Here is a 21,611-nt window from a genome sequence, read left to right on the forward strand (position 1 = left end):
GATGAAAGGTTTTTAGAATTATTTGTTACTAAATCATTTTTTTTCCTACATTTGCACCCTCAACACGGAGGTTGTAGCTCAGTTGGTTAGAGCGCTAGATTGTGGTTCTAGAGGTCGAGGGTTCGAAACCCTTCATCCTCCCTCAGAGACTCCTCCCGACACCAGTCGGGAGGATTTTTATTTATAGCCCTTACCGGCTTCGGAAATGTATAATTTCCCCGGCACAAATGCAAGGTTTTATTCTTAAAAATGCTTTTTATGAACTGGTGGTTGATGATCATTATTCCTGTTACATCTGCATTTATTGGCTGGGTAACCAACCGGTTAGCGGTAATAATGCTGTTCAGGCCCCAGCAACCTGTACGGGTATTCGGCATCACCATTCAGGGTATATTCCCTAAACGGCAGCCTCAGTTTGCCCAACAAATAGGCGCACTGGTTAGTAAGGAATTGGTTTCGTTCAATAAAATTGAGTCAAAACTCACCAACGAAGAGAATATAAAAAAGATCATGCCTGTGGCCGAAGTGCATGTTGATGATTTTTTGCGTAACAAGCTTAAAGAAGCTTTTCCAATGATCGGTATGCTCATTGGCGAAAAGACCATCGAAACGCTCAAAGGCATTTTTATGAAAGAACTGGAAACAATTTTTCCGGTGATCATTAAAGGTTATGTTCAAAACCTGCAACAAGACCTCGACCTTGAACAAATGGCAGCCTCAAAAATTGCAAAACTGTCTTCCAATAAACTTGAAACAGCCATGTATAGTAGTTTGAAAAAGGAATTACGCGCCGCCGGATTCTTTTTTGGTTTAATTGGCTTTTTGATTGGCTTAATTCAGGTTGGAATAGTTTACCTGCTGCAATAATCTGCGAGCGATTCTCATTTTCTGCGAGAAAATCAGAAATTCTGCAAGAAATTACTATTTTCTGCGAGCAAAACGAAATATCTGCGGGCGGTTCAATTTTTCTGCGAGATATTCAAAAATTCTACGAGCGATTCTCATTTCCTGCGAGCAAATCGAAATTTCTGCGAGCGATTCCCATTTTCTGCGAAATAATCTAAATTTCCGCGAGCGATTCTCATTTCCTGCGAGATAATCTAAAATTTCGCGAGCGTTTCTCATTTTATGCGATGAAATTCAAAATTCCGCGAGCAAATCAAATTTTCTGCGAGCGAATCAAAAATCTTGCGAGCGATTCCTATTTTCTGCAAGTTTTTTTGGTTTTCTGCGAGCAAATCGCATTTCCTGCAACTAAAAGCGAAATAAACTAAACTTAATAAGTATATAACTGTAAATGATGAACTAAGCATTGTGAAGTTGAACAGGTTAAACTTATAGCGAGTTGGAAATTGAACAACCTGAAACCTGAGACTTGAAACCTGAAACTCAATAACGAGCCCCGAAATAAAACAACTTTGAACTAAGAACTCAGAACTAAACAACTTAAAAGCCGTTCATCACAAATAATGTCCACATCACAAGTTCTACGTCATTTTTGCGTCAAATTGTTCTCAACCATAGCACCTAACATATGAAATTTACCGGATGGATCATTGCTCTCTTTGCCATTTTCCAAACTGCACATGCCCAAATCCCTGGCGGCATGGCTCCAGGCGCACAAAGGCAAGGCGGTGGCCAACAAATGAATATTGGTCACTTTTATGGGCGTATTGTCGACAAAGCAACCAATAAGGGATTGGATGCCGCCTCAGTTCAACTATTCCAAAACAAATTCGATACCGCCACAAAAAAAAGAGCCGATGTAGTTGTGGGCGGTATGCTTACCAGCCGTAACGGCGATTTTAGCCTCGAAAACCTGCCCGTATTCGGACAATTCAAACTGGTTATTACCGCCATCGGTTACAAACCCATTGAACAAAAAATTGGTTTCGATATTAAAATGGGGCCCGGGGTAGACCGCTCGCAAATGTTATCGCAGGTTGATAAAGACCTGGGCAACCTAAAAATGGAGCAGGATGCCTCGGTGCTGCAGGATGTAACAGTTACCGGCACAAAACCCATGATCCAAATGGGAGTTGACCGTAAGATCTTCAACGTGGAAAAAAGCATAACCTCAGCCGGTGGTACCGCCATAGACGTTATGCGTAATGTACCATCACTCAACGTTGATATTGATGGTAATGTTTCGCTGCGTAATGCGGCCCCACAGATCTTTGTAGATGGGCGCCCCACTACCCTTTCTATGGACCAGATACCTGCCGACGCCATTCAAAGCGTGGAGATCATTACCAACCCATCGGCCAAGTATGATGCCAGCGGCGGCCAGTCGGGCATTTTAAATATTATATTAAAGAAGAACCGTAAAGCAGGTTATAACGGTAGCGTACGTGCCGGCGTTGACTCACGCGGAAAATTCAATGGCGGTGGTGACATCAACATCCGCCAGGGTAAGGTTAATTTTTTTGCCAACGCCATGTACAACCAGCGTAAATCAAAAGGCTGGGGCGAAACAGACCGGTTGAGCTTTGCACCAGGTATTAAAGACCTGTACACAACCCAAACCAGTAAGAGCGTATTTGATGGCGCCTTTGCCTTTGGCCGGTTCGGGCTCGATTATTTCGTTGACAACCGTAATACTATTTCTATTTCTCAATCAATAGTGAACGGCGATTTCAAACCCGATAACCGTACCAATTATATTTACGATTCAATAGTAGACTTCTATACCCAGTATCGTAATACAACGGGGAAAAACAATTTCCGCAACTATGGCACACAGCTCAGCTTTAAACACCTGTTTGCCAAACCAAACAAAGAGTGGACAGCCGATATAAATTTTAACCAAAGTAAGAATACCAACTACAGCGATATCCGCTACATGTCGTTCAGCGACCTGGAAATGGTAAAACCCATCGATGCTTTCGAAAACCTGCAACGGGTTGATGCCGGTGGAAAAAACAAGTTCCTTACTGTACAAACAGATTATGTGAACCCCGTTACAGAGAAAATAAAATGGGAAGCCGGTTTACGTGCACAGGTGCGTAAGTTTGAAAGTTTCCAATCTAACTACCTCAACAACAGCAACACGCCATTTGGTAATAATTTCGAATATACCGACCATGTGTACGCAGGTTATGTAACCTACTCGCAAAAGATAAAAGAAAGCTTTAGCTACCAGTTAGGTTTACGTGCCGAAAGCAGTGGCTATGAAGGAAAACAAATTGGTAAAGACACCTATACCAACGATTTCCCCATCAGCCTGTTCCCCAGTGTGTTTTTAAGCAAACAGCTGGAGCATAAGCAAGATCTGCAGTTGAACTATACACGCCGCATTAACCGGCCTAACTTCTTTCAGTTAATGCCCAATACCGATTATACCGATATCCTGAACTATCAAACCGGTAACCCTGGCCTGAAACCCGAGTTCACGCATTCACTTGAATTGAGTTACCAGAAAACCTATGGTAGTAAAAGCAATACATTCCTGGCTACCCTATTTGGAAAATATACAACAGACCTGATAGCCCGTTACCAGTACCAGGGTTCAGTAGAAGCCTATCCTGATAGTATTGTTTGGATTTCTACTTATGTAAACGCCTCCACTGCTTATGCAAGCGGTTTGGAACTCATTTCACGTAATACCCTTACCAAATGGTGGGATGTTACCACAAGCGCCAACGTCTACTACTCAAAGATCAACGGCAGCAACGTAATATCTACCCTGAAAAATGAACGCACCAGCTGGACGGCCAAAATGAACCACAACTTTAAATTCAATAAAGGATGGAGCTTTCAGCTCAGTGGCGATTACCAGGCAAAAAGCGCATTACCTGTAAGCACCAGCAACAGTGGTGATGGCGGTGGTGGCGGTGGCGGCGGCGGTCGTGGTGGCCGTGGCGGCGGTGGCGGTGGTTTTGGCGGTGGCCCCACAACAACTACACAAGGATATGTAAATCCTTATTATGGTGTTGATATGGGTGTACGTAAAGACTTCCAGATAAAAAAGAATACAGCTACCGTATCGGTAAACTGGAGCGATATTTTCAGAACGCGCAAATATTTCGTTCACTCCGAAGCAAGCGGTTTTGTACAGGACGACTGGCGCCGAAGAGATCCGCAATTGGTTCGCGTGAACTTCAGCTACCGCTTTGGTAAATTTGATGTGGCCCTGTTCAAACGCAAAAACATGAAAGGCGAGCAGGAAGGTATGCAGAATGGAATGCAGGGAATGGGACAGTAGGCAATGTGATAATGTGATAATGTGATAATTTGCTAATGTGCTAATGGAAATGCAAATACAGGATTTATAAAGCAACATTAAGGTTAACTACATGATTATGTTGCGGGGGCTGAGTAATCAGCCCCTTTTTATTGAAGTTCCAAATCACAAATTCCAAGATCCAAATAATAAAAACTCAAATCTCAAATCGTAAGTTCCAAACAAATTTCAATTTCCAAATCTTAAGGTCCAGTTAGAAGGATTGGAATTTGTTTTTTGATTTTGGGATTTTGAGATTTGGGATTTTTTTGGTTCTTGGATCTTGGGATTTGGAATTTATATTGATCATAATAGTGGGATCTTTCCTCTTTAAAAGGAATTCGTATTTTGCACGTATGTCTGTAACAACATATTCTTACCTGGCGCTGGGCGACTCCTATACCATTGGTGAAAATGTGCCCATTTATGACAGCTTTCCCTATCAAACGGTACAATTGCTGCGTAAAGCCGGGTATTCGTTTTATGCCCCTGAAATAGTAGCTAAAACCGGCTGGACGACAGACGAGTTACAGGCCGGCATTGCAAACAACAAATTGCTTCCCCGGTACGATATTGTTTCCCTGCTTATAGGCGTAAATAATCAGTACCGCGCCCGAAGCCTGCAGGAGTATACCCAACAATTTGAAGCATTATTAAGACAGGCAATTGAGTTTGCCGGCAAAAACGAAAAACATGTTTTTATTTTAAGTATACCCGACTGGGGCGTAACGCCTTTTGCCAAAGACCGCAACAGCGATACCATTGCCCATGAAATTGATTCGTTTAATGCAGTGAACAAACTGTTTGCAGAAAAATATAATGTACATTATATTGATATAACTGCAGGCACCCGGCTGGCAGCCAACGACACCTCATTACTGGCCGGTGATCAATTACATTATTCAGGAAAGGAACATGCGATTTGGGCAGAAAAGCTTTCACAAAAAATTCAGCAAACGATTTCTAAATAAACAGTTGCAGGTTACAGGATGTCAAGTTTCAGGGGAATACAAATTTAGCGAACTGTTAAATGAAGGCCCTGCAACCTGTACCCTGAAACCTGTAACTTGCGACTTAAAACCAGCAGACCTTCTATTTACCAAAGAAACTCCCTATGCAAAAGTTATCCTGGAAAGAAAAATATGCCGGCATTCTGGTGTTATTCATCAGTATCGTTTTCCTGCTAATGCAGGTGATGGGATCGTTTGGCGAAACTTCCAAATCCTACTCTGTTCAGAACGGATCTTTTATTATCAATAAAAACGAATTCTTCTCTGATCTTAGAACATACTCAGTGGCACTTGCAGGTATTATTGCAGGCTGGTGTTTATTGAAAGGCAAACGCCTGGGATTTATGCTGGGCCTTCCCATTTTACTTTTCACCATGACCCTTGCCAGCATAATGACCACCGAAAAGGTAATGAAAGTAAAAAAGTTCGACAACTCAATGATCGGTTTTGGCGTGGCTATTTTGCTGGTATTGCTGGCAGTTATATTTCTATTATTACCTGCAGCCCGACAAAGATACAGGGTTAATAAGATGGTATTCCTACTAACCCTGTTGTTATTTGCAGGCCTTGGCGGCGCTTATATTTACTTACAATAGGTCTTCCCCGTTGAACTGGTAACGCTCCTTTATTTTGCGCATTACTTCGTCCATGCTCGCCCGGTGATCGCGTGGGTTCCAATCGCCCCGCTCCCATTTGTCGAGTTCTTCGTCGATGTGTTTTTGCTGTAGCGTTGTCATTTTTTCAACCAGCTGGTCCGAAACTTCTTTTTGTTTCTTGTACCAGGTGTCTTTTTTATTCACCAGCATTTCTTTGTTGCGGCGCATCTCTTCTTCCGCAGCAGCCATGCTGGTCAGTTCTTCTTTTGCCAGCGCAATATCATATGGGCCAACCGGCATAATGAGTTTTGAAATAATGGGCCCCACTTCTATCAAAATGATGAGCAGCGATAATAAGAAGCTTGTCCAGAAAACGCTGTTTTCTTCAGAAGCGAGGTCGGTAAGCGCTTTGTTGCGTTCCAAAAAACCAACGTTCTCCAATGCGCTCAATTCATACTTCGCCCGTTTGGCTTCCATATTACTTTTTGCATTGGCCAGTATGCTGTCCTGCACATGAATGCTGTTACTTAACGACTGTAGCTCGGGCGTTGCCTGTAATGTAGATGAATTGTAGGCATCTAATTTCAGTTTGGCAATCTTTTGCACGCCCCGAATTTGTGAACCGCCGGTACCATCGGCTTCCGCTACATAAGATTGTTGCAAACGCGCCAGGTCATCTTCAATGTTCTTTTTGCGTTCGTACAACCGGGCGCGTTCTGCTTCGGTAGTTTGCATCAACGCGGTATTCTCGGCCTGCAGTAAACTGTCGTTCAACTGAATTTTCTTGTGGGTGTTCTCAATCACTTTTGTGTTGATCTCCTTTTCAAAGATCTTCAGTTCAAGCGGCCGTGCAATGGTAAAACCAATAAGCACCGCCAGCGCCATACGGGGTATTGCCATCGACAATTGTTTGCGGGGGCTAACACCATACTTGCGCATGGTAGAAACCAGAAAGCGGTCGAAATTAAAGATGATCAATCCCCAAACTACGGCAAAACAGAGCGTCCAGCCCCAATTGCCAAACACGCTGTAAATGGCGTAACCAGATGATAATGCGGCTAGCACAAAGGTGGCCAGAATAACACCGCCTAATCCCCAGTATTTACTGTGTTCAGAGGGAAATTGTTTTAAGAGTTCCTGGTGAGCACCGGAACACCACCATAAAAAATTAGTGTCGGCCTTTTTTCCGGGGCCTCGTCCGGTAAATGAGTCATAGGTATACAAGCCTGTATCAGGACCTTGCTGATTGTCAGCCATAACCGTTACGGTTTAATTAATGGATAATTGTTAAGAAACTAAATCTCTTATAGGTGGGTTGAGTGGGTTGGAATATTACAAATAACGATAAAAAAATCGGTATGTGTATAAATGAAACGTAAAAAGAAACGCAATTAACAATGTTAAAATCGTGCCGGAAAACAATTGATATTTATTCAATATATCATTGGTAAAAACTGCATAAAAAAGGAAGAATTACGCATGCAACACGGTAATTATATTAATAGCAACAACATTGAATGCTATCCATTGCTCATAAGCGATACAATAGCATTAACGCACATGACACTCATAATCACCACAACTATAATACCAACGCCTGTTAGCCAAATGGGATGTTTGTAATCGCCCACCAGCCGCTTTTTATTGGCGGCCACTAATAACAAGGCAAGTGATACTGGTAATATCAATCCGTTCAGAGCGCCTGCTATTACAAGTAATTGCACTGCTCCCTGTTGCAAAAAGGCGAAGATGCCCATGGAGATAAGGATGAACAATGAAGTGATCAGTCGCTGGTTCTTTTCAAACACCGGGTGCAGGGTACGTAAAAATGAAACCGATGTATAGGCAGACCCCACTACCGATGTAATGGCAGCACTCCATAATACTATGCCAAAGATCTTGTAACCAACATCGCCGGCAGCTATTTTAAATACCGATGCGGCGGGGTTGTCTTTAAGCAATACACCACCCGCCATAACCACTCCCAATGCGGCAAGGAATAACAGAATACGCATAGCTGAAGCAAGCAAAATTGCATTCACGCTGCTGCGGGTTACCTGAGGTAGTTGTTGCTGCCCCTTTATACCTGCATCGAGTAAACGATGTGCGCCGGCAAAACTAATGTATCCGCCTACTGTTCCGCCAACAAGGGTTACAATGGCGGTGGTATTGGTGGTAACCGGAATAAACGAATGCAAAACGGCCTGCCCTACCGGTGGGTGTGAGCTGATGGCTACATATAATGTTAACCCTATCATTACAAAACCCAGGATCTTTGCAAACCAGTCCATAGCTACGCCGGCTTCTTTAAACCAGAATATGAACAATGCAATGGCGGCACTAATACCTGCGCCAATGACCGGGTGTTTTAGATCGGTATCAAAAGGGAATACAACATTCATCCCTAACCCTGCGCCGGCAACATTCCCAATGTTGAATACCAGTCCGCCCAATACAATAAGTATGGCAAGAAAATAACCCATGCCGGGTAATAATGAATTGGCAAGGTCCTGCGCGCGCATTTCGGTAACGGCAATAATGCGCCATACGTTCAGCTGCGCAGCAATATCAAGTATGATGGAAACCAATATTACAAATCCAAAACTGGTGAGCAGTTGTTGGGTGAATATCGTAGTTTGGGTAATAAAGCCAGGGCCAATGGCTGAGGTGGCCATTAGAAAAGCCGCTCCTAACAAAGCAGATTTAGTATTTGGTTGCATCAATGCAGTTTATAGTATTGCTTCTTGGTTATTGAGTTGTTCAGTTATTCAGTTCGAAGTTTTTGTTTGCGCTTTAATCAGTCAACTATTAATAAATCTGCTGCACATAAACCCTTTATCAACTCCATCACCTCTATCAACTTTTCAACTCCTTGTTAACTCGTCAACTCGTCAACTCTTCAACTCAACTCCATTCATCAACAACACTCCCTTTATCTCCCTGGCAAACTGAAGCGCATGCGCGCCATCGCTATGCACACAAACCGTATCTGCCACAATAGGCACTTCCTTTTCATTCACGCTGGTAACGGTCCTTTGCATAACCATTTGCAGCACCTGATCTAACGATTGTTGCTGATCTTCTATCAACGCATTGGCTTCGGTACGTGGTGTTAAATGACCATCATCCTGGTAAGTGCGGTCGGCAAATACTTCGCTATAGGTTTTAAGTCCGGTAGCAGTGGCTGCCTCAATAAGTTTGCTGCCACTTAAACCATACACTATAAGTTTTGGGTTGTAATCATATACCGCATTGCAAATGGCCTCGGCAATGCGGGCATCCTTTGCCGCCATATTATACAATGCGCCATGTGGTTTTACATGGTGTAAAGGTTCATCCATGATTCGCAAAAACCCCTCCAGGGCGCCCATCTGGTAAACTATCAGGTCGTAGATCTGTTCTGTGGACAGATCGTGGTTGGTTCTGCCAAAATTATCACGGTCGGCAAAGCCGGGGTGTGCGCCAATGGCAATGCCTTCAATACAGGCAGCATTTACCAACTCATGCATGGTATATGAATCACCGGCATGCATACCGCAGGCTATGTTAATGCTGCTTACGTATCGTAACAGCTTTAGGTCCTTCTCAATATCATAAGGCCACAAATGGGTGCTTTCACCCATGTCGCAATTAATATCTATGCTTAACATACTGTGTGGTTCAGGCGCTCTGTACAGGCGCGTTGTAAAATGTTTAATTCCTGTTGTTGGGCTATCAACAGGTTTTCTGCAGTGGCAATATCGGTTATTTTAAAATGAATACAATCGCTGGGCCGTAATTGCGCCAATTTGGGCAGGTGGGCCGAAATAACATGACCTATCCGTGGGTAACCGCCTGTGGTTTGGTGATCGGCCATCAGAACGATCAATTGCCCATTGGGTAATAATTGGATAGTGCCAAAGCTAACGCCCGATGAAACCAGCTCGGTATTTTGTTCGCGCTTTAGATCGGCGCCTTTTAACTGGTAGCCCATTCTGTCTGAGAAGGGGTGGATGGTAAAATTATCTTCGAGCATATGCTGTTGCGACAGTTCGGTTAGCTGGTCCCATTCGTTGCCTTTAATAATAAAGATCTCGTTTGGGTGTTGGTAGGTGGAGCCCGTATCAACACTCCATTTCAGTACTTCCACTTCTTTACCCGGTTTAAGCAGACCGGCAAAATAAATACTGCTTTCTTTAAAAGGAAGTTCGTCGCCTTTTTCAAGTTTGCGGCCATGAAAACCACCGGCGCCGGCTTTTAAATGGGTACTGTAACTGTTAAGCCATTTGTTTACACAAAAACCGCCATGCACGGCCAGGTAACAACGGCCGCCATGGTGTAGTTTGGGAAAATGTAACACGGCATTTTTGCGTACTACTATGGCATGCCATAATGGGACCGGTTCATCATTGATGGTTGCCTGAAAATCGCCGCCGGTAATGCTAATGAGGGTATTTTGTTCAAACAATATCTGGGCGCCGGGAAAATGAATTTCCATAACGGCTTCCCTGGTTTCGTTGCCTACCAGCATATTGGCTACCTGCGCGGCATACCGGTCCATAACCCCACCGGGATTAATGCCCAGCCGGCTATAGCCAGTTCTTCCAAGGTCCTGTAATGTGTCGAGAAGTCCGGGTTTGATGATTGTTAGTGACATTCTTTGGTTATAAGGTACTTGGTTAGAAGATTTCAGTTATCGGTTCTTAGAATCTGTTCCCGGGTACCAGGTACCAGTTGCCGGGAATACAATACCAATCGCGAACTCCGCAATAAGGGCCTGGAAACCGGTATCTGGTAACCGGTAACCTGTTAATCAAGAATGATATTCCTCAAACTCCTGTTTACTTATCGCATAAAACTGAACCTTATCCCCAGCCTGTAATTTTACCGGTTCGGGAACAAAGGGATCAAATAACCTGAGCGGAGTGCGGCCTATGATCTGCCAGCCACCGGGACTATTTAATGGATATATTCCGGTTTGGGAACCGGCTATTCCAACACTTCCGGCCAATACCTGTGTGGGATGTTGTTTTCGCGGAACGGCAATTCTTTCATTTACTTCACCCATGTAAGAAAATCCAGGCAGGAACCCGATCATGTACACATTATAAATAGTGTCGGTATGAATATTCACTACCTCCTGTTCGGTCAGTTGTTTTTGTTGCGCCATGGCAGCAAGGTCGGGCGCATAGTTGCCTTCATAACAAACCGGTATTCTTATTACCTCTTTTTCTTTGTGCCCGGTTTGAACCGATTTTTCAAATGCTCTTTTCAAATAATCAGAAACCCAGGCAAATACGGTTGTACTTAGATTGTAATGCTTTTTTACAATTACCGGGTTGTATTGTACCGTAAGCGAGCTATATGCGATGAGGCAATCCTTCATACCCTCAAACGGATGGTTGAGCAACCAAAGTTGCATGGCCAATGCCTTTTGGTTCAGCGCCTCATTAATTGAATTGCCCATGTCGAGCGTAATAGCAGCATCCCCTAGCGGAAATATTTTGTACTGGTTGGTCACTTTGGAATAAGAAAGGACTGAAGTTAATTTTTTTACCACATAACCGTGCATTCTGTCATAAATATCACGGTATTATATTTTTATTATGCTGATCTGTACGGGTTTTCTCTTATGGAATGTTAGGACCACATTCTTGTTCAGGTTCAAATTGTACTCCTTTAGATATAAAAAATAACCGCCATTTCGGCACTTACGCTTTTGCCTTCACAGTACCAATTTGTTGTTTTCGTAGTTATACATTAAACTTGCACGCCAGCACCATTCCATTTCTGTAACCAGTGATGTAAAAATTTAATATTAAAGAATATTGAATTTGAATGATTTAGCTAGTTGATTGCCTGCCGCGGGCCGGCATAAAACCATTTATTGAACCTATGGCCAAGAATTTATTGATTGTTGAGTCTCCTGCGAAAGCCAAAACCATCGAAAAGATCCTGGGGAAAGATTTCGAGGTAAAGAGTTGTTATGGACATATCCGCGACCTGGAAAAGGAAGAAATGGGTATTGATATAAAAAATGGTTATCAACCTCGTTATAAAATTCCCGACGAAAAAGAAAAAGTAGTTAAAGAACTTAAAAGCCTCGCCAAGAAATCGGACGAAGTTTGGCTGGCAACGGATGAGGACCGTGAAGGGGAAGCCATTAGCTGGCATTTGTGCGAGGTGTTAGGCCTTGATCCATCTACAACAAAACGTATTGTTTTTCATGAAATTACAAAGCCTGCCATCCAAAAAGCTGTAACTACTCCACGCTTATTGGATATGAACCTGGTAAACGCCCAGCAGGCCCGCCGGGTGCTCGACAGGATTGTGGGTTTTGAACTGAGCCCGGTATTATGGCGTAAGATCAGCACCCGCAACAACCTTAGCGCAGGCCGCGTACAAAGTGTGGCGGTTCGCCTTATTGCCGAGCGTGAACGCGAGATCAACGCCTTCACTGCTACCAGCACATTTAAGATCGAAGCATTATTTACCACACCAGATATTACCGGTAAGAACGTAACCTTTGTTGCCGAAGGCAAAAAGTACGATACGGCCGAGAATGCAGAAAAATTCCTGCAAACCTGTATCGGTGCTAAGTATAAGGTAAACGACATACAGGTTAGGCCCGGAAAGAAATCGCCGGCGGCGCCTTTTACCACTTCTACCCTGCAACAGGAAGCTTCGCGTAAGCTGGGTTATGGTGTTAAACGCACCATGCAGCTGGCGCAGCGCTTGTACGAAAGCGGTAATATCACCTACATGCGTACCGACAGTGTAAACCTCAGCGATACCGCAATGGCCGATATCCGCAACCAGGTAGTTGGTCAGTATGGTAATAATTATTATCAGCCCCGCAAATACAAGAACAAGAACGAAAGCGCGCAGGAAGCGCACGAAGCCATCAGGCCCACCTATATGGAAAACACCACGGTGGAAGATCCTGAATTACGCCGTTTGTACGAGCTTATATGGAAGCGTACTATGGCAAGCCAAATGGCTGATGCTGAGCTGGAAAGGACCACAGCTAAAATTGAAATATCAACCAATAAAGAAGAACTTACCGCCAGCGGTGAAGTATTGAAATTCGATGGCTTTTTAAAAGCTTATCGCGAAGACCGCGACGATGAGGATATTAATGAGGACGAACAACAGGAAGGTATGCTGCCCCCGTTGACCGTTAACCAGCAACTCCCTTTAAATGAAATGAAGGCCATTGAACGCTTCAGCCGTCCTTCACCAAGATATACGGAAGCTTCGCTGGTAAAAAAACTGGAAGAACTGGGCATTGGCCGACCTTCTACTTACGCGCCTACCATCAACACCATTCTTACCCGTGGCTATGTTGAAAAACGCGATAAAGATCCCATCAGACGCGATTTTCGCATCCTTACTTTAAAGAAGGATACAATTACCAAGGTTACAGATCAGGAGAATACCGGGGCCGAAAAAGCCAAGATCTTCCCTACCGACCTGGGCCTGGTGGTGACCGACTTTTTGAAACAGTATTTCGACGATATTATGGACTACGGGTTCACTGCCCGTATTGAAGGTGAGTTTGACGAAGTAGCTGCCGGTAAGCTGAAGTGGAACAGCATGATCGACGACTTTTATATTCCCTTCAAAAAAGACGTTGACAATACCATTGAAAAAGCAGAACGCATAAAAGGTGAACGCGAACTGGGTGTTGAACCGCAAACCGGTAAAAAGATCGTGGCCCGCATGGCCCGGTTTGGCCCGGTTGTGGCAATAATTGGTGACGATGAAGATGAAAAGCCGCGTTTTGCCGGTTTAAGAAGAGGTCAAAGTATTGAGACCATTACCCTCGATGAGGCGTTAAAGCTTTTTGAACTGCCCAAAACCCTCGGCGTACATGAAGGCCAGGAGATATCGGTGAACCTGGGCCGGTTTGGTCCATACTTAAAATGGGGTGAGCAGAACATTTCCATGCCCCGTGGCGTTGACCCGCACGATGTGGATATGGAAAGAGCGCTGGAACTACTTGATGAAAAAGCAAAAGCCGACGCCCCCATTGGTTTTTTTGAAGAAAAACCGGTAACCAAGGGTACTGGCCGTTTTGGTCCGTTCATTAAGTGGAACGACATGTACATAAACGTTCCCCGCCGGTACGATTTTGAAAACCTCAGTCAGGCCAACATCGACGAACTGATTGAAGCCAAGATCAAAAAAGAAGAGAACCGCTATATACAAAACTGGCCCGAAGAAAAGATCTCGATTGAAAATGCGCGTTGGGGTCCGGTACTGAAGTTTGGTAAAAAAATTCTGAAGGTGGGTAGAAAAGCCGATGAAAGTAAGTACACGGCTGAAGAGTTGACCACGGTGCCGTTGGAAGATGTAAAGAAAATGATAGAGCTTCAGATACCCAATGCATTCGCAACCAAAAAAGCGGCAGCAAAAAAGGCCCCGGGTAAAAAGGCAGCGCCGAAGAAAAAAGACGCTACAAAAAAAGCGGCGCCTAAGAAGAAGTCGAAATAGGCAATAGGCAATGGGCAATAGGCAATAGGCAATTGACAACGAACAATTGTCAATGAACAATTAATAGCGAACCTCGCAATTCGGCAACCTTTGCCAATTGCAAATTGCCAATTGAAAACAAGGCCTAATAGTAAGAAAAGGATTAAAAGATATAATCGATAAATTAGCAGAAAGAACAACCCCGTTTAAACGGGGTTTCTTTTTGTAAAGTAACATTTGATAACCACGAAAAACCATCCATGCTCAATCTCAAATACCACCTTACAGAAGAAGAATATTTCGATTATAATTATTATACGTCCTGGGCGGCGCCGGAGAAAAAGAACTACCGCATGTGGTATTATTTGCGGGTTTTTATTTTGTACACTGCCGTGGCCGGGTTGTACATTTTCAGTCGCCGCAGCGACGAGGTGTTTATCGATCTCATCATATTTTGCGTAATTGCCATCATTTATTTTCTAATGGTGCCCTACCTTATTAAAAGATCAATTCTACGCCGCGTAAGAAGTATTTTGGCAAAACCCGAGAACCATCATGTGCTTGAAGAAGCCGAAGTAATGTTGTCCGATGCAGGTATTGTAGACAAAGACACCGCCACAGAAAGCAAGTATACCTGGGAAGCCATTGTGAAAAAAGCCGAAACACCAGCCTGTTACTATTTATACACAAGTACGTATCATGCCATTGTTATACCGCGCCGGGTAATAGCTACGCCTTCGGACAAACAGGAGCTGGAACGATTATTTAACGCTTATTTACCCCTGAGCTCTGAGTTCCCCACAAAGTGATAAAACTTTGTGGATAAGATTTTTATTGATATCTTTTATACAATTAGGATATTTAAGTCGGTTAAACGGCAAGAACTGAAGCATTTAAAGATGGAAGAGAACAAAGAGATATCGGCATTGTTTCATTTAATTGATGATCCCGACGAAGAGGTCTTCAATCTGGTATCAACCCGCATTATTGATTACGGAAAGGGCATTATTCCCAATCTCGAAAATCTGTGGGAGAATACCATTAGCGAAGAGGTGCAGGAACGTATTGAAATGTTGATACACCGGCTTCATTATCGCGACCTCACCGACGAACTTACGCAATGGAATGGCAACATTCACCAGGACCTGCTTACTGGTGCCCTATTGGTTGCCCGCTTTCAATTTCCCGATCTGGCCACCTCGCAGGTTTACCAGGAAGTTGAAAAATTAAGACGCAACATCTGGCTCGAACTCAACAGCTACCTCACTCCACTGGAGCAGGTAAATGTAGTTACCAGCATTTTGTATAACTATTTCAATTTACGGGGCACAGAGATCGGTTATCAGAACCCGGAAGAGTTCCTCATTAATAAACAACTGGAATCAAAACGGGGCAACACCATTGCCAACGGTATCTTATACCTGATACTGTGCGAACTGCTCGATGTGCCGGTTCGTGCCATCAACATACCGCACCAGTTTGTGTTGGGCTATTTCAAAACCGATTACGATTTTACCCGTCATGTAGAAAACCCGTTATACAAAACGGAATTCTTTATTGACCCCATGAGCGGTCAGGTGTTCACCCATAAAGATGTTGAGAACTACTTCAAACGTATAAACGTAGCACCTTCGGCCAACTACTTCAAACAGCTGTCGAACAAACGGGTGATACAATTTTTGATGGAAGAGTTCAGCAAATGCTTTACCGATGAAAAGAACGGTTACAAGCAAAAGGAATTGCTGACACTGGCAGAGTTGATAACGGATAACGAAAAGCCGGATACTACTGATACTGAAAATGAATAATGAATAAAATAAGAAGTGCCGCGCTTTAAAAGTGCGGCACTTCTTATTATGACCTTGTTAACTCGTCAACTTGTTAACTTATAAACTTAATTTCCATCCCTCCCTATACTCTCTCTTCACAAACTGGTTCGCCTCATCAAAGTTGGTGATCTTCATATTCTTCGCATCCCACAACAAACGTTTTCTGCCCGGATATTTGTTGCCGCCATTGGTGCCTGCGCTCTTCATGAAGAAGCTGCGAATGGCCAGGTTACCCATTAGAATACTTTCTGTAAACGGTCCTGCATAATCGAACGGCGAACTGGTTACCCCTTTACCATAACCTTCCATACAGGCGTTCACCCATTGAAGATAGTGGCCCTCAGGGACCCGTTTAATGGTTTCTTTAGGCGCTGGTTTTTCCTGCATTAATTTGGTTGGCAGCAAACGTGGGTTGGCGCCATAACAATCGCACATGATCTTACCCTTGGTGCCTTCCATAATAACGCCGCCATCCCAGTTACCCATTGCTTCTTCGGGTAATAACTCTTCGGGGCGCTCGGGCAGTAAACCGCCATCGTGCCACGATACTTTGATATTCCCTTTTCCATCTTTACGTGGGTACACCAGGTGCATAATGGAAGACGGCGGACAGCTATCGGGATTGGCCGAATCGTTCCACATTTCTTTATAAATAGTAGCTACGCTACACTCAACCGAACTTGGGTAATCAATAGGAAGGATACGGAACACAGGGTCCATAATATGGCAGGCCATATCGCCCAGTGCACCGGTACCAAATGCCCACCAGCCGCGCCAGTTAAAGGGCAGGTATGCGGGATTGTAATCTATTTTTTTAGCGGGTCCCAGCCACAGGTCCCAATCAACTTCTTTAGGCACTGTAAACGAACCTGATGGCGTTGGAATTCCTTGCGGCCATACGGGACGGTTCGTCCAGCAATGAACGGTGTGCACAGTGCCAATATAACCGGCGTCAACCATTTCCTTCATTTTACGAACGCCGTCGTCGGAACCGCCCTGGTTGCCCATTTGGGTAACTACCTTATATTTTTTGGCAGCTTCGGTAAGAATGCGGGCCTCATAAATATCGTGGGTCAATGGTTTTTGAACATACACGTGCTTACCCAATTGCATAGCCGCCAGTGCTGCAACCGCGTGCGTATTATCGGGTGTTGATACACTTACGGCATCGATGTTTTTCTTTTCCTTGTCGAGCATTTCGCGGAAATCGCGGTAGTAAGGTGCTTTGGGAAAGCTTTCGCGTGACTTCACGGCCTGGCGATCATCTACATCGCACAGGGCAACGATATTCACTTTTGGACTTTTGGCAAATGAGGCAAGATCGCTGGTGCCTTTTCCACCCACTCCAATACCGGCAACGTTCAATTTATCGCTGGGTGCAATAAATCCTCTCCCCAATACATGCCGGGGAACAATGAAGAAACCGGCAGCGGCCAGGGATGTGTTTTTTAGGAAGTCCCGGCGCGACGATTGGTTGTTGGTTTTGTTCTTCTTCATACTGATAAGCATTGAGTTTTAGAAGGCTGAAAGTATAGATTTAAACCGATTTAGCAGGTTAAGTTAGTTTAATCTTTTGATACGGGGATTGCAAAAAAAAGTTTTGCAACTATATTGATTTTAGGGGGCTTTGTGATAAGATAATGTTTGCGGTTTTCAGGATGATTTTTGGGTTGATAGGTTAACCCCGATGCAATTCGGGAACATCTTGACAAGGGAGTTGAAAAGGTGATAAGGTTGATAAAGAGGATTCAGGTTGACGAGTTAACGGGTTGACGAGTTGCCCAGGGAAAGGCGTAGTGAAGCGAGCCAACAAACTGAACAACTGAATAACTATGAACTATGAACTGTGAACTGTGAACCAAGAACTGAAAACTAAAAACTCAGTTTCCAACCATCCCTATACTCTCTCTTAACAAACTTATTCGCCCCTTCAAAATTTGTAATCCTCATATTCACTCCATCCCACAACAACTTCTTACGACCCGGGAAATTATTACCTTCTTTAATATTATAACTTCTTACCGCCAGGTTGCCCATAAGCACGGTTTCGGTTAGCGGTCCGGCTACATCAAAGGAAGAACTGGTATAGGCGCCGAAGCCTTTTTTACAGGCCTGCACCCATTGGGTTTGGTGGCCTTCCGAGCCTTTATCAACAAACGGGAATTTCGACTTGGGTAATTTTACCACTTTCATTTTTTCGGTAGGCAGTAATGTTGGGTTACGTCCAAACAGCCCGGCCATTAGTTTGCCTTTAGTTCCTTCGAACAAAATGCCCCCATCCCACTCACCAAATGCTTCGTCGGGCAATAGTTCATTGGGCCGGTCGGGTTGTATACCGCCGTCGTACCAAATTAGTTCAACCGGTGGCATTTTTTCTCTTGCAGGGAACTGTATGTTGATCTTGGAGGAAGGCGGATAGCTATCAGTATAAAATACTTCTTTAAAAAAGCCGGTGTATACCGAGCCCACGCTGCATGCTACCGATACCGGGTAACCTAATTTAAGAGCGCGAAAGGGCACATCGATAAAATGGCAACCCATATCGCCCAGGGCGCCGGCGCCAAAATCGACCCAGCCACGCCAGGTGGCGGGCAAATAAGCCGGATTGAATTCACGGAAAGGCGCAGTGCCAAGCCATAGTTCCCAATCAACTTCTTTAGGAATATCAAACTTGCCGGTGGGGGTTGGAATGCCTTGCGGCCATACGGGGCGGTTCGTCCAAACATGTACGGTGTGTACGGCGCCAATAAGTCCGGCTTGTATCCAGGTTTCTACGTTGCGGGTATCGTCGCCACTGCTACCCTGGTTACCCATTTGCGTAACCACTTTATATTTTTGCGCGGCCTGCGTTAAAATGCGGGCTTCGTAAATATCGTGGGTAAGCGGTTTTTCAACATAAACATGTTTGCCAAGCTGCATAGCGGCAAGGGCCTGTACGGCGTGCATGTGATCGGGGGTGGTAATAATAACGGCGTCGATATTCTTATGTTCTTTATCGAGCATTTCGCGGTAATCGCGATAATAAGGCGCCTTGGGCCATAGCTTGCGGGCATTAACGGCCATGCGGTCGTCAACGTCGCACAGGGCGGTCATATTCTCCGCACCATTGTTATAAGCGTATGGTAAGTTAACATCGGCTTTTCCGCCTGCTCCAATTCCGGCAATATTGAGTTTGTCGCTGGGCGCAATAAAACCACGGCCAAGAACATGGCGTGGCACTATGAAGAAACTACCGGCGGCAAGGGAGGTGTTCCTGATAAAATTGCGCCGGCTTACAGAGCGCTTATTTGAGGGCATACAGCAATCGTTTCTTAAAACCGAAGTAGGAAGTAAGAAGTAAGATGTAAGAAAATCCGGTATTTCGTACTTCTTACTTCATACTTCTTACCTCATATACTTTAAAATCAACAGGCATCTCTATCCACAATTCTTTACTACCAGCCTTGATTTTTCAATTAAACTAAAGAAGCATCCAAAGTAATTTCAGCATTCAATACTTTACTAACAGGGCAGTTAGCTTTAGCATCATCAGCAGCTTCTTTGAATTTTTCTGCGCTGATACCAGGGATGCTTGCTTTCAGCACCAGGTGAGAACTTGTAATGGCTCCATTATCCAGGGTAACGGTAGATGTTACATCAAGTGATTCGGGAGTAAAGCCTGCACCGCCCAATACAAAGCTCAGCTTCATGGCAAAACAGCCAGCGTGAGCAGCAGCGATCAACTCTTCGGGGTTGGTTCCAACGCCTTCTTCAAAACGTGATTTGTACGAATACTGCGTTTTGTTCAATGTAGTGCTTTGTGACGTCAAATGTCCTGATCCATCTTTTCCTGAGCCGTTCCAAACGGCAGTAGCTGTACGTTTCATGTAATTGTAATTTATTTTTGAAAAAAATTAAGAGCAATGCACATCTCCTGGGATGATTTCGCAAAAATAGATATCCGGGTCGGAACAATCACGGAAGTTAATGATTTTCCTAAAGCTAAAAATCCGGCATACCAAATCGCCATCGATTTTGGTGAATTAGGCATCAAAAGATCATCGGCTCAAATAACCGGTTTATACGATAAAAGTTCGTTAGTAGGCAAACAGGTTATTGCCGTTGTTAACTTTCCGCCTAAACAGATAGCTAATTTTTTCAGCGAATGCCTGGTGCTGGGCGTTTACACTGATAAAAAAGAGGTAGTTTTACTTGCCCCCGACCGGCCGGTTGAAAATGGCTGGAAAATAGGCTGATCATTTTACAAATTCTTAATATAGGACCAAAGGCATATGGTGGTACAACGATTGTATATATAACCATATGCTGAAGCCAGGTCATGCAGGACGCGTTTATTACATATTACCAGTCGCCTGTAGGATTACTTCAGATTGCAGGTACAGGCCAGTTTATCAGTGAAGTATTGTTCATCGATGAACCGGAGAAAATTACTAATAAGACCGATGGTAATTTACCCCCCATGGCTATACAGGCGGTTGAACAGCTGATAGAGTATTTTCATGGCCATCGCCGCATTTTCGAATTGCCCATTTCGCAGGAAGGCACGCCTTTTCAGCAAAAGGTTTGGAGCGAGTTGATGAACATTCCCTTTGGCAAAACAATCAGCTACCTCGAACTAAGCCACCGGCTGGGTGATCCGAAAGTGATAAGAGCTGCAGCAGCTGCCAATGGCCGCAACAATGTAGCCATTATTGTTCCCTGCCACCGGGTAATAGGAGCCAACAGCCAGCTTGTAGGTTATGCCGGCGGACTGCCTCGCAAAAAATGGTTACTGCAACACGAGAACAAAATTGCGCATGGTGTACAAACCTTATTTTAAAAGCACCAAAAGCCAAGCACCAAGATCCAAATAAATCCCAAAATCCAAACGCCAAATTCCAATCCTCGGGGTACGAATTGAGATTTGGAATTTATTTGGTTCTTGAGATTTATAATTTGAGTTTTATTTTTTGGTTCTTGTGATTTGTAATTTGAGATTTTAACTATGATTTCTTTAATAAAAGGTGACATAACAAAAATAAAAGCCGACGCAATTGTCAATGCCGCAAATTCAAGCCTCCTTGGTGGCGGCGGGGTTGATGGCGCAATACATCGTGCAGGCGGCCCGGCCATATTGGATGAATGCCGCGCCATACGTGCCAAACAGGGTGGTTGTGCAACCGGCGAGGCCGTGATAACAACGGGCGGATCACTTCCCGCAAAATATGTTATACATACTGTAGGCCCGGTTTGGAATGGTGGTAACAAGGGAGAACGGGAACTGCTGGCCAATTGTTATCGTAATTCATTACAACTGGCAGTAGCAAATGGAGTTAAAACCATTGCCTTCCCTAATATCAGTACCGGCATTTATCATTTTCCTAAACAGGAGGCCGCCCAAATTGCCATTGAAACAGTGCAACGGTTTATAGCAAACGATAATAGCCTGAGCGAGATATTTTTTGTGTGTTTCGATGATGAGAATTTCACTCTGTATAAAACAAATTTATAGTAATAATAT

At 44.1% G+C, this 21,611-nt stretch carries 18 protein-coding genes and 1 tRNA gene; 11 read left to right on the forward strand and 8 right to left on the reverse strand.

All coding sequences use genetic code 11. The features are described 5' to 3' along the window. Positions 1–67 precede the first annotated feature (67 nt). From GGD38_RS13600 to GGD38_RS13620, 5 genes are all read left to right on the forward strand, one after another. Positions 68–141: transfer RNA gene (locus tag GGD38_RS13600), tRNA-His, on the forward strand. Positions 142–258: 117 nt separating this feature from the next. Further along, positions 259–867: a DUF445 domain-containing protein gene (locus GGD38_RS13605; RefSeq protein WP_375300289.1), complete on the forward strand. Its 609-nt coding sequence runs from the start codon at positions 259–261 to the stop codon at positions 865–867. Between the two features lie 667 nt (positions 868–1,534). Next, complete coding sequence (locus GGD38_RS13610) at positions 1,535–4,204, forward strand: outer membrane beta-barrel protein (RefSeq protein WP_375300288.1); 2,670 nt, start codon at positions 1,535–1,537, stop codon at positions 4,202–4,204. Positions 4,205–4,578: 374 nt separating this feature from the next. Continuing rightward, positions 4,579–5,193 carry an SGNH/GDSL hydrolase family protein gene (locus tag GGD38_RS13615; protein ID WP_375300287.1) on the forward strand — a complete coding sequence of 205 codons (615 nt, stop codon included), beginning with the start codon at positions 4,579–4,581 and terminating at the stop codon, positions 5,191–5,193. Positions 5,194–5,336: 143 nt separating this feature from the next. Next, the gene (locus tag GGD38_RS13620; protein WP_375300286.1) at positions 5,337–5,828 is read left to right on the forward strand and encodes a hypothetical protein; all 492 of its coding nucleotides are present in this window, start codon (positions 5,337–5,339) and stop codon (positions 5,826–5,828) included. Here the strand turns inward: GGD38_RS13620 and GGD38_RS13625 are convergent. The 5 genes from GGD38_RS13625 to pxpB form a co-directional block, all read right to left on the reverse strand. After that, on the reverse strand, positions 5,820–7,085 hold the full coding sequence (locus tag GGD38_RS13625) for a DUF4407 domain-containing protein (protein ID WP_375300285.1): 1,266 nt from the start codon (positions 7,083–7,085) through the stop codon (positions 5,820–5,822). The two genes, GGD38_RS13620 and GGD38_RS13625, sit on opposite strands and share 9 nt — an antisense overlap. A 263-nt stretch (positions 7,086–7,348) precedes the next feature. Then, a complete protein-coding gene (locus GGD38_RS13630; RefSeq protein ID WP_375300284.1) occupies positions 7,349–8,548 on the reverse strand; it encodes an NRAMP family divalent metal transporter in 1,200 nt (399 codons plus the stop codon). A 171-nt stretch (positions 8,549–8,719) separates the two neighbouring features. Beyond that, the gene (locus GGD38_RS13635; protein WP_375300283.1) at positions 8,720–9,478 is read right to left on the reverse strand and encodes a 5-oxoprolinase subunit PxpA; all 759 of its coding nucleotides are present in this window, start codon (positions 9,476–9,478) and stop codon (positions 8,720–8,722) included. Continuing rightward, positions 9,472–10,464, reverse strand: coding sequence for a biotin-dependent carboxyltransferase family protein (locus GGD38_RS13640; protein ID WP_375300282.1), 993 nt, complete (start codon positions 10,462–10,464; stop codon positions 9,472–9,474). The genes GGD38_RS13635 and GGD38_RS13640 overlap by 7 nt, the downstream gene beginning before the upstream one ends. Positions 10,465–10,620: 156 nt before the next feature. Continuing rightward, on the reverse strand, positions 10,621–11,367 hold the full coding sequence (gene pxpB, locus GGD38_RS13645; RefSeq protein WP_375300281.1) for a 5-oxoprolinase subunit PxpB: 747 nt from the start codon (positions 11,365–11,367) through the stop codon (positions 10,621–10,623). A gap of 335 nt (positions 11,368–11,702) precedes the next feature. On the opposite strand from pxpB, the gene topA reads away from it, so the two are divergent. The 3 genes from topA to GGD38_RS13660 all read left to right on the forward strand — a co-directional run bounded on the left by topA (position 11,703) and on the right by GGD38_RS13660 (position 16,090). Beyond that, a complete protein-coding gene (gene topA, locus GGD38_RS13650; RefSeq protein ID WP_375300280.1) occupies positions 11,703–14,303 on the forward strand; it encodes a type I DNA topoisomerase in 2,601 nt (866 codons plus the stop codon). Between the two features lie 239 nt (positions 14,304–14,542). Next, positions 14,543–15,091: a YcxB family protein gene (locus GGD38_RS13655; RefSeq protein ID WP_375300279.1), complete on the forward strand. Its 549-nt coding sequence runs from the start codon at positions 14,543–14,545 to the stop codon at positions 15,089–15,091. A gap of 90 nt (positions 15,092–15,181) precedes the next feature. After that, positions 15,182–16,090, forward strand: coding sequence for a transglutaminase family protein (locus GGD38_RS13660; RefSeq protein ID WP_375303833.1), 909 nt, complete (start codon positions 15,182–15,184; stop codon positions 16,088–16,090). Between the two features lie 78 nt (positions 16,091–16,168). On the opposite strand, the gene GGD38_RS13665 is transcribed toward GGD38_RS13660, so the two are convergent. The 3 genes from GGD38_RS13665 to GGD38_RS13675 all read right to left on the reverse strand — a co-directional run bounded on the left by GGD38_RS13665 (position 16,169) and on the right by GGD38_RS13675 (position 19,977). After that, entirely contained in the window at positions 16,169–17,608 is a 1,440-nt protein-coding gene (locus GGD38_RS13665; protein WP_375300277.1) for a Gfo/Idh/MocA family protein, read from the reverse strand. 375 nt (positions 17,609–17,983) lie between these two features. Next, a complete protein-coding gene (locus tag GGD38_RS13670; RefSeq protein WP_375300276.1) occupies positions 17,984–19,408 on the reverse strand; it encodes a Gfo/Idh/MocA family protein in 1,425 nt (474 codons plus the stop codon). 158 nt (positions 19,409–19,566) lie between these two features. Then, positions 19,567–19,977, reverse strand: a complete 411-nt coding sequence (locus tag GGD38_RS13675; protein ID WP_375300275.1) for an OsmC family protein — start codon at positions 19,975–19,977, stop codon at positions 19,567–19,569. 36 nt (positions 19,978–20,013) lie between these two features. Here GGD38_RS13675 and GGD38_RS13680 point away from each other — a divergent pair, with 36 nt between their 5' ends. The 3 genes from GGD38_RS13680 (at position 20,014) to GGD38_RS13690 (ending at position 21,602) form a co-directional block, all read left to right on the forward strand. Next, a complete protein-coding gene (locus GGD38_RS13680) occupies positions 20,014–20,346 on the forward strand; it encodes a tRNA-binding protein (protein WP_375300274.1) in 333 nt (110 codons plus the stop codon). A gap of 83 nt (positions 20,347–20,429) precedes the next feature. Continuing rightward, positions 20,430–20,930, forward strand: a complete 501-nt coding sequence (locus GGD38_RS13685) for a methylated-DNA--[protein]-cysteine S-methyltransferase (RefSeq protein ID WP_375300273.1) — start codon at positions 20,430–20,432, stop codon at positions 20,928–20,930. Positions 20,931–21,095: 165 nt separating this feature from the next. Next, positions 21,096–21,602, forward strand: a complete 507-nt coding sequence (locus GGD38_RS13690) for an O-acetyl-ADP-ribose deacetylase (RefSeq protein WP_375300272.1) — start codon at positions 21,096–21,098, stop codon at positions 21,600–21,602. Positions 21,603–21,611 lie beyond the last annotated feature (9 nt).

It is taken from the genome of Niastella sp. OAS944 (assembly GCA_024809215.1).
Classification (GTDB): Bacteria; Bacteroidota; Bacteroidia; order Chitinophagales; family Chitinophagaceae; genus Niastella.

Coding starts and splice junctions, on each gene's coding strand:
- GGD38_RS13640 (WP_375300282.1), bottom strand. CDS start 10,464: ATGTCACTAACAATCATCAAACCCGGACTTCTCGACACATTACAGGAC.
- GGD38_RS13685 (WP_375300273.1), top strand. CDS start 20,430: ATGCAGGACGCGTTTATTACATATTACCAGTCGCCTGTAGGATTACTT.
- GGD38_RS13635 (WP_375300283.1), bottom strand. CDS start 9,478: ATGTTAAGCATAGATATTAATTGCGACATGGGTGAAAGCACCCATTTG.
- GGD38_RS13610 (WP_375300288.1), top strand. CDS start 1,535: ATGAAATTTACCGGATGGATCATTGCTCTCTTTGCCATTTTCCAAACT.
- GGD38_RS13615 (WP_375300287.1), top strand. CDS start 4,579: ATGTCTGTAACAACATATTCTTACCTGGCGCTGGGCGACTCCTATACC.
- GGD38_RS13655 (WP_375300279.1), top strand. CDS start 14,543: ATGCTCAATCTCAAATACCACCTTACAGAAGAAGAATATTTCGATTAT.
- GGD38_RS13605 (WP_375300289.1), top strand. CDS start 259: ATGAACTGGTGGTTGATGATCATTATTCCTGTTACATCTGCATTTATT.
- GGD38_RS13690 (WP_375300272.1), top strand. CDS start 21,096: ATGATTTCTTTAATAAAAGGTGACATAACAAAAATAAAAGCCGACGCA.
- GGD38_RS13625 (WP_375300285.1), bottom strand. CDS start 7,085: ATGGCTGACAATCAGCAAGGTCCTGATACAGGCTTGTATACCTATGAC.
- GGD38_RS13665 (WP_375300277.1), bottom strand. CDS start 17,608: ATGAAGAAGAACAAAACCAACAACCAATCGTCGCGCCGGGACTTCCTA.
- GGD38_RS13670 (WP_375300276.1), bottom strand. CDS start 19,408: ATGCCCTCAAATAAGCGCTCTGTAAGCCGGCGCAATTTTATCAGGAAC.
- GGD38_RS13680 (WP_375300274.1), top strand. CDS start 20,014: ATGCACATCTCCTGGGATGATTTCGCAAAAATAGATATCCGGGTCGGA.
- topA (WP_375300280.1), top strand. CDS start 11,703: ATGGCCAAGAATTTATTGATTGTTGAGTCTCCTGCGAAAGCCAAAACC.
- GGD38_RS13675 (WP_375300275.1), bottom strand. CDS start 19,977: ATGAAACGTACAGCTACTGCCGTTTGGAACGGCTCAGGAAAAGATGGA.
- GGD38_RS13660 (WP_375303833.1), top strand. CDS start 15,182: ATGGAAGAGAACAAAGAGATATCGGCATTGTTTCATTTAATTGATGAT.
- GGD38_RS13630 (WP_375300284.1), bottom strand. CDS start 8,548: ATGCAACCAAATACTAAATCTGCTTTGTTAGGAGCGGCTTTTCTAATG.
- GGD38_RS13620 (WP_375300286.1), top strand. CDS start 5,337: ATGCAAAAGTTATCCTGGAAAGAAAAATATGCCGGCATTCTGGTGTTA.